Annotated in this window: 12 protein-coding genes; 7 read left to right on the forward strand and 5 right to left on the reverse strand. The window is 37.6% G+C overall.

Annotated elements, in window-relative coordinates; all coding sequences use genetic code 11:
* The first annotated feature begins 2 nt into the window (after positions 1 to 2).
* The 3 genes from LV716_RS17230 (at position 3) to LV716_RS17240 (ending at position 4,293) form a co-directional block, all read left to right on the forward strand.
* Positions 3 to 950 (forward strand): type IX secretion system membrane protein PorP/SprF, encoded by a 948-nt coding sequence (locus tag LV716_RS17230; protein ID WP_163419013.1) that lies wholly within the window; start codon positions 3 to 5, stop codon positions 948 to 950.
* 19 nt (positions 951 to 969) lie between these two features.
* Positions 970 to 2,904: an OmpA family protein gene (locus LV716_RS17235; RefSeq protein ID WP_163419014.1), complete on the forward strand. Its 1,935-nt coding sequence runs from the start codon at positions 970 to 972 to the stop codon at positions 2,902 to 2,904.
* A gap of 138 nt (positions 2,905 to 3,042) precedes the next feature.
* Positions 3,043 to 4,293: a hypothetical protein gene (locus LV716_RS17240; RefSeq protein WP_163419015.1), complete on the forward strand. Its 1,251-nt coding sequence runs from the start codon at positions 3,043 to 3,045 to the stop codon at positions 4,291 to 4,293.
* Positions 4,294 to 4,369: 76 nt separating this feature from the next.
* Here LV716_RS17240 and LV716_RS17245 read toward each other — a convergent pair whose 3' ends face one another.
* Genes LV716_RS17245 through LV716_RS17260 form a run of 4 tightly spaced genes read right to left on the reverse strand, consistent with a single transcriptional unit; the run spans position 4,370 to position 9,818 of the window.
* Complete coding sequence (locus LV716_RS17245; RefSeq protein ID WP_163419016.1) at positions 4,370 to 5,830, reverse strand: polysaccharide biosynthesis C-terminal domain-containing protein; 1,461 nt, start codon at positions 5,828 to 5,830, stop codon at positions 4,370 to 4,372.
* The gene (locus tag LV716_RS17250) at positions 5,815 to 7,098 is read right to left on the reverse strand and encodes a glycosyltransferase (protein WP_163419017.1); all 1,284 of its coding nucleotides are present in this window, start codon (positions 7,096 to 7,098) and stop codon (positions 5,815 to 5,817) included. The genes LV716_RS17245 and LV716_RS17250 overlap by 16 nt, the downstream gene beginning before the upstream one ends.
* Complete coding sequence (locus LV716_RS17255; RefSeq protein ID WP_163419018.1) at positions 7,098 to 9,533, reverse strand: YfhO family protein; 2,436 nt, start codon at positions 9,531 to 9,533, stop codon at positions 7,098 to 7,100. Before LV716_RS17255 ends, LV716_RS17250 begins: the two co-directional genes overlap by 1 nt.
* A gap of 24 nt (positions 9,534 to 9,557) precedes the next feature.
* On the reverse strand, positions 9,558 to 9,818 hold the full coding sequence (locus LV716_RS17260) for a DUF4834 family protein (protein WP_163419019.1): 261 nt from the start codon (positions 9,816 to 9,818) through the stop codon (positions 9,558 to 9,560).
* An 85-nt stretch (positions 9,819 to 9,903) separates the two neighbouring features.
* Between LV716_RS17260 and LV716_RS17265 the strand changes: the two genes are divergently transcribed.
* The 4 genes from LV716_RS17265 to LV716_RS17280 all read left to right on the forward strand — a co-directional run bounded on the left by LV716_RS17265 (position 9,904) and on the right by LV716_RS17280 (position 13,951).
* The gene (locus tag LV716_RS17265) at positions 9,904 to 10,896 is read left to right on the forward strand and encodes a transporter (RefSeq protein ID WP_163419020.1); all 993 of its coding nucleotides are present in this window, start codon (positions 9,904 to 9,906) and stop codon (positions 10,894 to 10,896) included.
* Between the two features lie 76 nt (positions 10,897 to 10,972).
* Positions 10,973 to 12,091 carry a GTP cyclohydrolase gene (locus LV716_RS17270; protein WP_163419021.1) on the forward strand — a complete coding sequence of 373 codons (1,119 nt, stop codon included), beginning with the start codon at positions 10,973 to 10,975 and terminating at the stop codon, positions 12,089 to 12,091.
* 65 nt (positions 12,092 to 12,156) lie between these two features.
* On the forward strand, positions 12,157 to 12,951 hold the full coding sequence (locus tag LV716_RS17275; protein WP_233759174.1) for an alpha/beta fold hydrolase: 795 nt from the start codon (positions 12,157 to 12,159) through the stop codon (positions 12,949 to 12,951).
* Between the two features lie 49 nt (positions 12,952 to 13,000).
* Positions 13,001 to 13,951 carry an alpha/beta hydrolase gene (locus LV716_RS17280; protein ID WP_163419023.1) on the forward strand — a complete coding sequence of 317 codons (951 nt, stop codon included), beginning with the start codon at positions 13,001 to 13,003 and terminating at the stop codon, positions 13,949 to 13,951.
* 83 nt (positions 13,952 to 14,034) lie between these two features.
* On the opposite strand, the gene LV716_RS17285 is transcribed toward LV716_RS17280, so the two are convergent.
* Positions 14,035 to 15,294, reverse strand: a complete 1,260-nt coding sequence (locus LV716_RS17285) for an aminotransferase class I/II-fold pyridoxal phosphate-dependent enzyme (protein WP_163419024.1) — start codon at positions 15,292 to 15,294, stop codon at positions 14,035 to 14,037.
* Positions 15,295 to 15,412: the final 118 nt, after the last annotated feature.

The raw sequence follows: 15,412 nt of genomic DNA on the forward strand, positions 1-15,412 counted from the left end.
TAATGAAAAGAAATCGATTGATAATAAGCATCGTATTTATGGTACTTGGTATAGTTTGTACGGCGCAGCAAAACCCACAGTACACACAATACATGTACAATACCCAAATCATTAATCCAGCCTATAGCGGTTCTAGAGAAGCTTTAAGTTTTGGACTATTGGGAAGAACCCAATGGGTCAGTCTGGAAGGGTCACCAGAATCTGGGACATTTACTGTTAACTCCCCGATCGGACTTTATGATAATATGGGTTTAGGCTTGTCGATTGTACATGACAGAATAGGACCTTCCTCAGAATCCAATATAACAGCAGATTATGCATACCGTATTGATGTTTCAAGAGAGGGTAGGCTATCCTTCGGTCTAAAGGCCGGTGTTGATGTATTGAATGTTGACTATAGTGCGTTGACCATTTTTGATCAAAATGACCCATTTTTTCAAAATAATATTGATAATAGATTACAACCACAAGTAGGTGTTGGGCTATATTTCAATACCGATAGATTTTATATGGGGGCTTCCATACCAAATTTCTTACGGGCAGAGCATTTTGATGAAGGTACTCTTGAAGGCGACAACGTGGATTCCGATAGTATTGCGTTGGAAAGATTGCATTACTTTTTGATTGCCGGGTATGTTTTTGATTTAAACCAAAATCTTAAGTTCAAGCCCGCTACCCTGTTCAAAGCTGTTGGTGGTTCTCCGCTACAATGGGATTTTTCTGCAAATTTTCTCTTCAATGAGAAATTTACTTTAGGAGCTTCATATCGATGGAGTGCATCCTTAAGTGCGCTAGCAGGATTTCAGATAACCGATTCGCTGTTTTTGGGCATGGCATATGATTATCAGACCACCGAAATAGAATCCTATAGCGATGGATCTTATGAAGTATTTCTTCGATTTGACATCTTCAAAAAATCAGACCGAATATTAACTCCAAGATTCTTCTAAAACCATAAAGACAATAACTATGCTACAAAAATTGCGAATATGTTTACTGTTTGTATTAATTACGGGAAACATTTTTGGACAAAGGAATAAAGTAAAAAAAGCAGATGAAGAATTTGAAACCTATTCCTATATCGATGCTAGAAAAATATATCTTAAGGTTGTTGAAGATGGTTATGAATCTGCACAAGTATTTAAAAAACTGGGAGATACCTACTATTTCAATAGCGAATATAAAGAAGCGTCCATATGGTATAAAAGACTGCTGGAAAAGTTTCCAAACGAAGTAGAACCGATTTATAAACATAGAGTCGCACAATCCCTCAAAAGTATAGGAGCATATGAGGAGTCAAAAAAGATAATGGGTTCTTATGCTGATATGGCCCAAAATAGTTCGATAACAGAAAACTACCAGAAAAACAAATCCGTTTTAGACAGTATTATTGACTTTGAATCGAAAGAGTTCGAAGTGCTAAATGCTTCCAACGGTTTATCCAGCTCAGACTTTGGACCTTCCTTTTATGGAAATAGTATCGCATATGCTTCAACTTCAAAAAATACCCAAGGAGATAAAATCCATGATTGGAACGGACTCCCTTACCTAGATTTATATCAAGCAGATCTGGATGAAAATGGACTATTCTCGAAAACCACATCGCTCAAAGGCGATATTAACACTCCATACCATGAGTCTTCAGCATGTTTTACAAAAGATGGAGAAACTATGTATTTTACTAGAAACAACTACATAAATGGCAAGAAAAAAAGAGGAAAGAACAAATTGGTCAGCCTAAAAATTTACAAGGCCACCAAAAGTACAGATGGTAGTTGGGGCAATGTACAAGAACTGCCTTTTAATAGCGATTCTTACGCTGTGGCCCATCCAGCATTGAACAGGGACGAAACTAGACTTTACTTTTCTTCGGATATGCCAGGTACTTTTGGAATGTCAGATATATGGTATGTTGAAGTGTTGAAAAATGGGAGTTACGGAAGTCCCGTGAATTTAGGTTCAAGGGTAAATACCGAAGCCAGGGAGAGTTTTCCTTATTTGAGCAATAACAACAACTTATATTTTTCGAGCGATGGACATGTAGGTCTCGGCGGGTTGGATGTTTTTGTAATCTCCCTAAACAATCCAGGCGCTTTTAAAGAAGTGACCAATCTAAAAAAGCCTATAAATACAAACCAAGACGATTTTGGACTTATCATCAACGAAGAAAAGCGCTTTGGCTATTTATCATCCAATAGAAATGGAAATGAAGGGAGTAAGTCAGACGACATTTACAGATTTTCCGAAAGTTGTTCCATTCTAATCAAAGGATTAGTTGTGGACAAGGATACAAGGGAAATCTTGCCTGGTTCAATGGTCATACTTCTTGATAGTGAAAACAAGGTTGTCTCCCAAACCATAGCCAATAGTAAAGGTGTATATAGTTTTGATGGAATTTCGGATTGTAACGACCAATATTCGGTTAGGGGAACCAATAACGAGCAAGAATATCAACCAGATGAGAAACTGGTCAATACTCCTTTAGGTTCTTCAACTTTAGAGGTTGATCTAGAATTGACACCTCCAGATTGTCCAGTAAACGATTTAGGTTGCAGATTAGAATTACAGCCCATCTATTTTGATTTTGATAAGCATAACATAAGACCAGATGCTGAAGTGGAGTTGGCCAAAATATTATCAGCCATGAAAGAATATCCACAATTGGTCATCCACATAGAATCACATACAGATTCCAGAGGAAACGATAGATACAATGAACTTCTTTCCGATAGGAGAGCCAAATCCACATTGGAATGGTTAGTTAATAAAGGAATAGATAGAACCAGACTCTCCGCTAAAGGTTATGGCGAATCTCAACTTCAAAATGAATGCTCAAATGGTATGAAATGTTCAGAAAAAGCCCATCAATTAAATCGAAGATCTATGTTCATCATTAAAAACTAAATTCAATAGTTTTAGAATAAAAAGGAATGAACTCCTAATAAACATTTGTTTATCAGGAGTTTAATTTTTTTGGCACGCTGTTTGGTAATACCTAAACGGAAAGTAAATAGTTACTTTCAGAATTTAAAACCTTATAGTATGAAAAAGTCAGTACTTATTATAGCAGCGGTTTTTTTTGGTACATTTTTTACCAAGGCCGCAACGGTTGAAGATAAGGTTGCTACCGTCAATTATCGTTACGGAAATTCCTTCATCTTTGTTGAGGATGGCGTAACATTTTCAGTTTATCCTGACGGGGAATTCGATTTTTACGTTGATAATCGTGTTAATGTAGGTGTCGGTGCCCAGATTGGGAACGTCGGTATCACCTTTAACTCAGGTTTCGATTATAACCCATTTGTCCAGTTCGATGATTTTGGAGCTGTAATCCAAGTTGAAAACACACCTATCTTTTATGATTTCTACGGTCGTGTTTCCCAAATTGGAAGTGTAGATGTCTGGTACAGAAACGGAAGGGTCAGAAGACTTGGTGGATTAAATGTCTTTTACAGAGGTGGTGTTTTTAGTCATCATACTGGATTCATAAATATTTATAACCGACGTTATGTGTATAGACCATTTCACAGATGGTTTGCCAGACCCGCAGTTAACTTCTGTAACGTTTGGAGAACTCCTTACCGAAGGTATTATACACCGGTAAGATACACATGGCATAGACCATACAGGAACAATGTTCGTAGAGCTTATGCTCAAATTGGAAGGGAATATAGATATAATAGAAGTAGAAGAGCCAATGTCTATAGAAATGATAGACGGGTTGCAGTAAGAAACAACAATACTATACGAAGAGGAAGTGTTGCATCTAGAAGTAATAGGTCTGCAAACCAGACTATTAGTAGATCAAACACTAATAGGGTTAATAGTGCAAGTAGGAATACCAATACCCGAAGGTCTGTAGCTCAAACGAGCACCAGAAGAGGGAACACAGTAAATCGTTCAAGTAATACAGAAGCTAGAAATAATAGAAGCACAAGAACGGTAAAACAGAGCGATTATAGAAGAGGAAATGTTGCTTCTAGAAGTAATTCGAACAGAACGGTTACCAAGAGGGAAGTTACACAAAGGCCGAATAGCAGAACTGTAACCAAACGACAGGTTACCACTGTACCAAGAAGTAGAACAGTTAAACGCAGTACTCAAACTACGTATAAAAGGCCAGAAGCCAAAAGGAGTACAAGTAGTAGGTCAGTTGCAAGTAGAAGTAGTTCTCCAAAAAGAACTGTTTCCAAAAGCACAAGAACTACTACAGTAAAAAGGAGTACTGGGAACAATAGTTCTAGAAGAAGTAATAATTCAAGTACAAGAACAAGAAGTTCTAGAGTACAGTAACGATAGTTTTTAGGTTGGTTAGTTGTTTACCCCGTAGTTGGATTTATCCGCTACGGGGTTTTTCTTTAGGTGACAATTACTCTTCCCTCCTTCTTAACCATTTGGAAAGAATACCGGATACATCCTCGGAGATTTGAAAACGGAATAAAATACCCAAGTAGGTAACTACAATTAAAATCGATTTTATACTAATATTGACTATAGGATGAAATGGAAACTGTATTGCATAAAAAAGAACAGCTAGAAAAACGAGTGTTACAAAAATCTTGAATGTAGCTTGCGTGAATGGTAAAAAACCAAATTTCACTTTTACGAAAATCAATTTTACCAAATCAAAAATGAATATCGAAATGAAACTGGCCAATGCTGCACCCTCAAGGCCCAAAATAGGGATGAGAAAATAATTAAGAATAATGGTCAACAATGCGAGACAGACACCAAATATTAAAACTGTTTTATAGTATTTTGAATTGTATAAAATAGAATTATTGTTACCAAGCAGAGAATCAAATACTCTGGCAAGTCCAATTAAACATACGATGTAGAGTCCATTTCGGTAAGCTTCGGGCAAGAGCAGGTATAGGTCGGTCAAATTCAGTATGATCAAAACAAAAAGAATACCGGATGCAATGAACAAGGTCAGCGATGTTTTCTTATACAAGGTTTCCAGCGCAAAATGATTGCCTGAATTCAAAAGTTCCGCCGTTAGTGGATATGTAATTTGATGCATCGCCCTAGAAGGAACAATAATAACAGTAGCAATATATGCAGCCACTCCATAGTAGGCCACATTTTCAATTTCAATAAATTGATTGAGCATTACCTTATCTATTTCCACTAAAATCAATGCGGCGGAGCCACCTAGAATAATCAAAAAAGTATACAATACTATTTCTTTCGTATTGGACGGAAAATTGAAATTCAGTTTAAGCCTACGGATACTGAAAGCATAAACTTTAATGATAAAAGCTCGCAAAAGATACAGACCGACCAAAAGTTTAAAAAAAACATCCAAAGAAATTACCTCATAATGCAATAGCAATAACAAAACGGAAACCCCTATCCTACCGAAAACCTCTTTCATAAAGTTCCCGAAAACAGATTTAAGGTGCACTTTGCACCAGGCATAGAACACTTCAAAGTAGCCCATGGACAATCCTACCAAAAACACATACCAGATATAATCCTTGACAATGGGATTAACTTTTGAAACCAGATTTCCTAAAGCATCATTAAAAATAAAGACTATCAAGGCTAATGGTATAATTCCCAATAAGGGAGTCAGGAGCATCAGGGTTAAAAACCCATCTTTTTCGGTATCTTGATAGTTACTGTAAAACTTGACCATTGTGTTTTGCACACCAAAGGCCATGAACGGCATTAAAATTGCCCCTGACGCCAGGATGAAAGTTACAAGGCCATAGTACTCATCAGGTAAAATCTGGGTGTAGAGAAAAAGCGTATTGACAGCTCCAAAAGCAAAGCCCAAATAGGTAATGGTTATGTTTTTTAAAGATTGTTTTAAAACGATTCCCATTGGATATAATTTGCCAATACTTTGGTTAGTTCTCTTCTGTGATACTGCTCAATCTTACTAGAATTTGTCTTTAGTTCTCCATTTTCAAAATCGGAGAACCATTTTAAAAGTACATTTTTTATACTAGCTTCGTTTTGTTGCAGAAAAACCGTACCTGCGTTGATGCCTTCAATAATTTGACCAGCTTCCCAACCTTTGGGGCCAATGGCCAGTATGGGACGCTGTGCATTCAGATACTCAAACAATTTCCCTGGGATGATCCCTTTGGTTTCTTCTGAATCGATTTCCAATAATAGCAGTACTTGCGATTTTTGCTGTACTTGCAATACCATTTCATGGGAAAGATACCCCAGTTGCTCCACATAAGGGCTTAATCCATATTCGTTAATAGATTCCATCACCTCTTCCCCTACTACACCAACTAGTTGAATCTTTAATTTCTTTTGAAAAGAATGGTCTTTATCCACCAAACTTTTAAGAACCTTCCAAAGTACGATTGGATTCCTTCCGGTAAGCAAAGAGCCAACATGTGAGATTGTAAAATCAGCATCCAATTCGGTCTCATTGAGTTCATCATCAAATCCATTTGTTATGACTTTGATAGGTTTATCCGTAATTTCCTCAAACTCTTTCTTAGTCGTAGCACTGGTGACTACAATCTTATCTGCAGTGTTTAGAACGGTACTTTCTAAATCTTTATGCTTTTTTTGAGATGATCTGGACAATCTTAATTTGTTGTGATATCCAATGGATGTCCATGGATCCCTAAAATCGGCAACCCATTTAATTTGGACCTGCTTTTTTAAACCCAACCCAATCAAATGTATGCTATGTGGTGGTCCTGTCGTAATTATGGTACCGATTTGTTGTTCTTCCAAAACGTTTGCTAGATATTTTATGGATGGTTTTACCCAAAATATCCGTGCATCTGGAATAAAAAGATTTCCACGAATCCACAAAAGCGTTTTCTCTATAAAGGATGGTTTCTTTTCTGGGATGATTCCAGAACTTATGGTCTTTGTTTTGCGTTTGGACAACAATGAAGCCCAAGCATAAGGTTCACGTATGGGTTGCTTTAAAACTTGTATGTCTTCTGGAATTTCATTGGCCAAACCGTGGTCGACAATGGGATAACTGGGATTCTTGGGAACATAAACAATAGGTTCAATATCAAAATCCCTCAGGTACTTTACAAATTTCAGCCATCGTTGTACACCCGGTCCACCAGCTGGCGGCCAATAATAGGCTATGACCAAAACCTTTCGCATTATGCTTTGGATTTAGCTTTTTTGATACGAAACGAAAACCCAACGCCACCAACAATAACAAGTCCCAATAAAATACAACTGACCAAGGAAATCTTGCTACCTGTCTCAACAACTTTTGGAGCAAACTTAAATTCTATTTCATGTTGACCTGTTGGAATCTTAAGTCCTCTTAGCGCATAGTTAACCTTGTAATGCTCCTTCAAATTTCCATCAATATAAGCTTTCCATCCGTTTGGATAGTGCATTTCGGAAAAAACGGCAAAACCATCGTTAGTGTTATTGGTTTTATATTTTATGTAATTGGGCTGGTGGTCCACCAAATCAATAGTCGCCAAAGAATCCACGACGTAACTGAGCTTGGTTAAAGTAGGATACGAATTTGTATTGACAACAGCTTGCAATTTTGAATCAAACCCCTCAAGCTTTTGGATTTCTTCGTTGGCGGATTTTACTGAAATCAAACGTTCCACAAACCAAGCGTTTCCGTTCGCATTGTCGTTAACGGCCGGAAAACTATTCCCTTCTTCGTCTTGCTGAATGATGTACTTTACATTCAACATATTCAAAATCTCTACATTGTTCTGGTACAAATGATACTCAAACAAATCTTGTAATTGTCGTGGCTTTGCGGCATGATATCCACCAATCGATTTATGGAAATAGGAAGTTCTTGCCCCGTTTAAACCTTCTTGCGGATCAAAAACCCTAAATATTGATGTGTCCTGCTGAATCAATTTATCCAGCTGACTGGCTTGGAAGGGTGTATTTACATTACGTTGACGTACAAAATCACCTTCGTTGACATATCGTAGGTTCACTCCTATCAAATCGAACAATATCAAAGCGCCAAGAACAAGTACCGCTAAGTTCTTTCCTATTTTTTGTTTTATTAAAAACCATAATGCTACTGCCGTCAAAATCACAAACAGTAATGAACGAATCGTATCATTAATATAAACTGCCTCACGATCACGCTTAATCATTGTCATTAATTCATCTCCAAAATAACCCCTGAACGTTTCGTCACGTAAGCCTTCAAAATCAAAGAAACCTTTCAATAAGAAAATCAAGATGCCCAAGCCAAGAGTGATGAAAAAACTTAATTTTAGTGCTGTAAGTTTTTTGGCTGTTTCGACTTTCGACTTAAACAGCTCCCGTATTCCTAAGATTGCCAATATTGGGAAACAAAGTTCCAAAACCACTTGAATGGATGATACTGCCCGGAACTTGTTGTAGAGCGGAAAATAATCGATCATAAAGTTGGTCAAAACCGGGAAATTTTTACCCCAAGACAGCAGTAAGGCCAGAATAGCTCCAATCAATATCCACCATTTCTTTTTTCCTTTCACCAAAAACAAACCAAGAATAAACAAAAAGAAAACTATGGCACCGACATAAGCAGGTGCTGCGACTATGGGTTGATTTCCCCAATATAATGGAATCCCGCTAGAAAACTCCAATGCCTTTGAAGGTGAAAGCCCTTGATCAGTCAAGTACTCATAAGCTTTAGAATCCTTTCCCAAATCTTCACCACCAGAACCACCAAACAATCTGGGGACGAACAAATTCAACGATTCTGCAATACCGTAACTATATTCTGTAATGTATTCTTTATCTAGACCAGCTTGGGATGTTTTGGCACTACCATCGGGATTAATGGTCAATTCAGATTTACCTCGTGTACTCCAATCTGCATATTCTTTGGTGGCCATAAGCCCTGTTGCATTGGTAGCAATAGATAATGCCACAGCGGCAACCAAAATCCCAACATAAACAAAATAATGTTTTAACTTCTTTTCTTTAATTGCATAAATCAAGTATACCAATCCTAAGACCAAGACCAAAAACATAAAATAATAGGTCATTTGATAGTGATTGGCACTTATTTCCAATGCCATCGCCAAGGCAGTCAGTATAAAGCCCAGAACATACCTTTTTCGAAAAACGAGGATAATACCGCCCAAAACCATGGGGATGTACCCCAAAGCATGAGCCTTCGCATTATGACCCACACCAAGAATGATAATAAGATAGGTTGAAAAGCCAAAGGCAAGCGCACCTAAAATGGCGAGTCGGTACTCGACCTTCATACAGAGCATTAAGATATAAAACCCAACCAAATACAGAAAAAGATAATCTGCGGGCCTGGGTAAAAAACGTACGAGTCTATCCAGCTTTTTTATGTAATCATGCGGATAGTTTGCACCTAACTGGTATGTGGGCATGCCTCCAAAAGCACTATTCGTCCAGTAAGACTCTTCATCCGTCAATTCCTTAAAGTTATTTCGCTCTTTGGCCATACCTTTATACTGCGCAATGTCCGATTGGAAAATCGCCTTTCCCTGTAGTACCGGATAAAAGTATACCAGGGAAGCAAGAATGAAGAAAGCGATTACACAAATATGGGTGATAACAGCTTTTGGAGAAAAATTCATGGATTGATTTTGAATAGACAAATATTAGTCAATTTCTTCAAAATCTATATATTCTCCAACTTTTTTTGAAGGATTGGATTTTCTGAACGGCTTTTTAGAAATTTTGGTTTCACCGTTCATATTGGGTGCATCTCCAAAATCCTGATAATTGCCAAACTGTTGCCCAAAGCGTTCCTGTGTTTTCTTTACAGCATAGCTGAACAATTTGGGAGCCAACCATTTTGCCAGTAATTTAAATGTATAGTATACTAATACAACTATTAAAATCGTTTGTAATAAAACCATATAATAAGAGCTATTGCATCAAAATTACATTGTTAGTCCTTTAAAAGCCCTTAAAGTATCTTAAAAAAGTATTAAAATAAGTTATATGGATTTCCAACATATTAAAAAAACACTTGTAATAGCCCTTGTTACCCCTCTATGCCTAAATGCACAGTATACAGATGTCATAAATTCCAATAGACCGGGTAGAGCAGTGAGTGCGTATGCCGTGGGTAAAAATGTGATACAGGCGGAAATAGGCGTGGTATACGAGCAACAGGACAACATTGACCTTAATTCTGATTCAAATATTTTTGGGACTGATTTTTCGTTCAGGTACGGGTTACTTTTTGAACCATTGGAGATTAAATGGGAAGGTACTTTTATCAACCAGAACATTTTGTTTACGGATTTAAATACTGAAGAAACAAGAACCGATTTTACCAGAAATAGGATAGGTCTGAAGTATTTGGTCTTCGACCCCTTCAAAAATCCGGAGAACAATAAGCCTAATCTTTATAGTTGGCGCGCCAATCATAAGTTTCAATGGAAAAATCTGATTCCTGCGGTTTCTATCTATGCCGGGGCTACGCTCAATCTTGGAGAAAATCCGTTTTATCCCACCGACCCTGTGGCATCGCCCAGAGTAGCCATTGCCACGCAAAGTAGAATGTCCCCACGACTTGTTTTGATTTCGAACATTTCATATGATAGAATTGGCACGGATTTTCCAGAATGGGGCTACGCAATATCGCTAACACATTCTTTTAGAGACCCAAAATGGAGCGTTTTTATAGAAAATCAAGGTATTAGCAGCGACAGATATTCAGATATTTTATTGCGTAGCGGCGTAGCACATCTTTTTAGTCCAAACTTTCAAGCCGACTTTCATTTGGGGTCTGGATTTAAAAATTCTCCCTCACGAATTTTTGCAGTATTGGGTGCTTCCTATCGGTTGGATTTCCATAAAGACAAACTAGTTCCAATCCAAGAACAGAAAGCGGGTCAAAACGGAAGCATTCCAAGAAATGCCCAAAAGAAAAAAGGAAAGAAAAAGAAGAAAAAAAACAAAAAGAACAAAGATGATGTAGACTTTTAGCATTTGCTAAGTTTTGACAATTTCTGTTTTTCTTCTGAATAGATATTCCTAATATTGATCATACAAAAGTTGATGTATGATCACTATAAAAGAAGCCCGATCCAAAGTTGATTTAAAACGTTTTGTAAAGTTTCCCTTTTCACTCTACAAAGACTCCCCGTATTGGGTTCCCCCCATTATCAAGGATGAATTGGAATCCTTTGATCCTAATAAAAATCCAGTTTTTAAAAGTGCAGAGGCCAAGTTCTTTTTGGCGTACAAGAATGAAAGAATCGTAGGGAGGGTCGCTGCTATCATTAATTGGTTGGAAGTGAAAGAGCAAAACCTCAAAAAAATGAGGTTCGGTTGGTTTGATTTTGTGGACGATTTTGAAGTATCCAAGGCCTTATTGGATAAAGTTGCTGAAATTGGAAAAGGCCATCAACTAGACTATATGGAAGGTCCTGTGGGTTTTTCCAATATGGACAAAGTTGGGGTACTTGTTGAAGGGTTTGACCATATCGGTACTATGATAACCTGGTACAATCATCCGTATTACCAATCCCATTACGAAAAGCATGGCTTTGTAAAGGAAAAAGGATATCTCGAAAATAAGTTTTTAGCATCCAGTGCACATCCCAAGTTGTTTGAGAAGGCCAATTTGTTGGTTAAGAAACGATACGGTCTTAGGGAGTTAAATTTTAGCAACAGCAAAGAAATTATGCCATGGGTGGATAAAATGTTCGATTTGTTCAATGAAAGCTATTCTCGCCTTTCGTCTTTCGTTAAGATTACCGATGTACAGAAAGAATATTTTAAGAAGAAATATGTCAGCTTTATCAATCCGGAGTATATCAAATTCGTCATTGATGCAAAAAATGAATTGGTGGCTTTTGCCATAGTGATGCCATCGTTCTCAAAAGCATTGCAAAAGGCTAAGGGCAGGTTGTTTCCAACAGGGATATTTCATCTTTTGAAAGCCAGGAAACAAAGTAAGGACGTTATTTTTTATCTTATTGGCATACACCCCGACTATCAAAATAAAGGAGTCACTGCGATCATCTTTAATGAATATTACAAAACATTTAAGGAGAAGGGAATTGTCAATTGTATTCGAACTCCCGAACTCGAAGAGAATATTGCTATTCGACAAATGTGGAAACATTTTAATCCAGTGACGCACAAGCGAAGACGAACCTACAAAAAGGAACTTTAAACTTTCAACGGAGGCTCAAAGCTTATGTCTTACTATTCTGTCTCTACCCTTTTCGATGATTTAGAATGATAGTTAAAACAAAAATAGGCACCATTGAATATAGCGATGTAGGTACGGGAAAACCAATTCTTTTTTTGCATGGGGGACACGGCAATTGTAATGAATCCCTTTGGCACAAAGGTTTCGATCAAACGAAATTTAGATTGCTTACACCTACAAGGCCAGGCTATGGAAATACACCATTATCAACTTTTAAATCGCCAAAAGAAGCTGCCGGTCTAGTTATTTCATTGTTGGACAAGATTGGGATAGAAAAAGTTGTCATCATAGGTATATCTGCAGGAGGCCTAACAGCGCTCGATATGGCCGCAAATTATAAAGACCGTGTGGAAAAACTCATTTTATTATCCGCGGTAACCAAAAAATGGCTACAACCGTCTGATACACTATACAAAAAGGGAAAGTTGCTATTCTCCCCAACCATGGAGAAATTGAGCTGGAGTATGTTCAGGGTATTTTTTAGGTTAATGCCCTTAACAATGACCAAAACCTTGTTCAAAGAGCTTTCTACTCTTAAAGCTGCTAATTTTGACCGTAACGAAATAGAAACCATAAAAGGGATGACTTTCAATCAAAGTTCTGGTGATGGGTTTGCAAATGATTTAGAGCAAAATATAGCTAGTGATACGCTCTCAAAAATTGAATGCCCAACGTTGATAATACATAGCAAAAACGATAAAACGGTTTCTATAGCAATGGCATATCATGCTCAAAAAAATATAACCAACTCAGATTTAAAACTATATAGTAATAAATGGGGCATCTGCTCTGGGTCGGCCCAGATAGTACCGAACCTATAACAGAAACTATAACCTTCATAGACAAAGCGTAGAACAAAATTTATTAGTCATGAAAAGTAGTATCCTAACCCTAATAATAGCTTTTATTTTCACTAATACTGTAGTTGGGCAATTCGTAGAAGAATCAATTACATTGAAAACGGAAACAGGAGCCATAGAAGGAACATTATTGATTCCCGAATCATCCGATAAAGTTCCCGTAGTGTTAATTATTGCGGGGTCAGGACCTACGGACAGAAACGGAAACTTTCCTATGTTCTCCAACAATTCTTTAAAAATGCTGGCCGAAGGGCTATATGGAAATGGGATTGCATCGCTACGTTTTGATAAAAGAGGTATCGGAGAAAGCAAAGAAGCGGGAACAGACGAATCTCATCTTAGGTTTGAGCATTATATTGATGATGTAAAAGCCTGGAACAGTTTATTAAAAAAAGATAAAAGATTTGAAAACCTTGTAGTTCTGGGACATAGTGAAGGATCATTGATTGGAATGATTTCCGCACAGAACAGTAATGTGGATAAATACATTTCCTTAGCCGGTGCAGGATTTCCTGCCGGAGAAATCATCATGAAACAATTAAAAGCAGCGCAACCAGATTCTATAATAAATCAAGCTTCATCAATAATCAAAAAACTAGAACATGGCGATACTGAAGAAAATGTACCCCAAACGCTAATTCAATTGTTCAGAAAAAGCGTTCAACCCTATTTAATTTCTTGGTTCAAATACAATCCAGCAATTGAAATCTCTAAATTGGACTGTCCAACTTTAATACTTCAAGGCACAACGGACATACAGGTCAGTGTGGAAGATGCAAATACATTGGCCGAAGCAAAAAAAGATTCCAAAAAGATGATTATTGAGAATATGGACCATGTGCTAAAAATGGCACAACCAGATAGAGAAGAAGTCTTCGCTACCTACATTGACCCAAAACTACCGCTACATAAAGATTTGATTCCTGAAATAGTGGATTTTATAAATGCCGACAATCGTTAAGTTTTTTGAATGAGCATCACTTTAAGCGTTAAGCGTTAAGCGTTAAGCGTTAAGCGTTAAGCGTTAAGCGTTAAGCAAAAAAACTATTCCCCCATAGCAGCAGCGACGGCAGCAGATAATCTTTTGTAAGTTCCGTTTTGTAAACGTTCCCTAATGGCAGAAAACGCATCCAATGTTTCAAGAATATCTTGCATTGTATGTGTAGCAGTAGGAATCATCCTAAGCAGAATTAATCCTTTAGGTATAACAGGATAAACTACTATAGAACAGAATATTCCATAATTTTCCCGGAGGTCTTTAACCAAGGCCATCGCTTCTGGAATACTACCGTTCAAGTATACTGGAGTTACGCAACTTGATGTAGTGCCTATATCAAAACCACGTTCTTTTAAACCGTTTTGCAATGCATCTACATTTTCCCAAAGCTTAGCTTTAAGTTCTGGCATGGTGCGTAACATATCCAAACGCTTCAACGCTCCCTTCACGTAAATCATGGGCAATGATTTAGCGAACATTTGGGACCTTAAGTTATATTTTAGATAGTCAATAATCTCTTTATCAGCAGCTAAGAAAGCGCCAATGCTCGCCATAGATTTAGCAAAAGTGGCAAAATATACATCAATATCGTCTTGAATGCCTTGCTCCTCTCCTGCTCCAGCGCCTGTTTTACCAAGTGTCCCAAAACCATGGGCATCGTCTACCAACAGCCTAAATTTGTACTTCTGCTTTAGCGCAACAATCTCTCTCAATATTCCTTGCTCGCCACGCATTCCAAAAACACCTTCGGAAATTACAAGAATTCCACCTCCGGTTTGTTCTGCCATTCTTGTAGCGCGCTCTAGGTTCTTTTCAAGGCTTTCTACATCATTGTGCTTAAATGTAAAGCGCTTGCCCATGTGAAGACGAACACCGTCTATGATACAAGCATGGGAATCCACATCGTAAACAATAATATCATCTTTGGAAACCAGTGCGTCAATGGCTGACATTATGCCCTGGTAACCAAAATTCAATAAGTACGCCGACTCTTTATGTACAAAAGCGGCGAGTTCTTGCTCCAATTGCTCGTGATAATCCGTGTGCCCGCTCATCATACGTGCTCCCATTGGGTATGCGGAACCATGTTCATAGGCAGCGTCACCATCAACTTTTTTAATTTCGGGTAAATTTGCAAGACCCAGGTAGTCGTTTACACTCCAAGTGATGACTTCCTTTCCTTGAAATTTCATTCTATTGGAGATAGGGCCTTCCAATTTTGGAAATACAAAATAACCTTCTGCCTGTGACGCCCATTTCCCTAAAGGACCTTTATTCTCAATAATTCTATCAAATAAATCTCTCATCTACCCTAAAATTAATTCAACTGCAAAAATATAGCTTTTTACTAATCTCACATAACGAATTTAAGATATAAAAAAACGACAATGTATTGCATTGTCGTCGACTTTTTTTTGAAAAACG

This window comes from Flagellimonas sp. HMM57, from assembly GCF_021390175.1.
Classification (GTDB): Bacteria; Bacteroidota; Bacteroidia; order Flavobacteriales; family Flavobacteriaceae; genus Flagellimonas.

Excerpts from the sequence above, each read along its gene's own strand:
- LV716_RS17235 (WP_163419014.1), top strand. The coding sequence starts at position 970 with ATGCTACAAAAATTGCGAATATGTTTACTGTTTGTATTAATTACGGGA.
- LV716_RS17275 (WP_233759174.1), top strand. The coding sequence starts at position 12,157 with ATGATAGTTAAAACAAAAATAGGCACCATTGAATATAGCGATGTAGGT.
- LV716_RS17260 (WP_163419019.1), bottom strand. The coding sequence starts at position 9,818 with ATGGTTTTATTACAAACGATTTTAATAGTTGTATTAGTATACTATACA.
- LV716_RS17280 (WP_163419023.1), top strand. The coding sequence starts at position 13,001 with ATGAAAAGTAGTATCCTAACCCTAATAATAGCTTTTATTTTCACTAAT.
- LV716_RS17265 (WP_163419020.1), top strand. The coding sequence starts at position 9,904 with ATGGATTTCCAACATATTAAAAAAACACTTGTAATAGCCCTTGTTACC.
- LV716_RS17285 (WP_163419024.1), bottom strand. The coding sequence starts at position 15,294 with ATGAGAGATTTATTTGATAGAATTATTGAGAATAAAGGTCCTTTAGGG.
- LV716_RS17270 (WP_163419021.1), top strand. The coding sequence starts at position 10,973 with ATGATCACTATAAAAGAAGCCCGATCCAAAGTTGATTTAAAACGTTTT.
- LV716_RS17230 (WP_163419013.1), top strand. The coding sequence starts at position 3 with ATGAAAAGAAATCGATTGATAATAAGCATCGTATTTATGGTACTTGGT.
- LV716_RS17240 (WP_163419015.1), top strand. The coding sequence starts at position 3,043 with ATGAAAAAGTCAGTACTTATTATAGCAGCGGTTTTTTTTGGTACATTT.
- LV716_RS17245 (WP_163419016.1), bottom strand. The coding sequence starts at position 5,830 with ATGGGAATCGTTTTAAAACAATCTTTAAAAAACATAACCATTACCTAT.
- LV716_RS17255 (WP_163419018.1), bottom strand. The coding sequence starts at position 9,533 with ATGAATTTTTCTCCAAAAGCTGTTATCACCCATATTTGTGTAATCGCT.
- LV716_RS17250 (WP_163419017.1), bottom strand. The coding sequence starts at position 7,098 with ATGCGAAAGGTTTTGGTCATAGCCTATTATTGGCCGCCAGCTGGTGGA.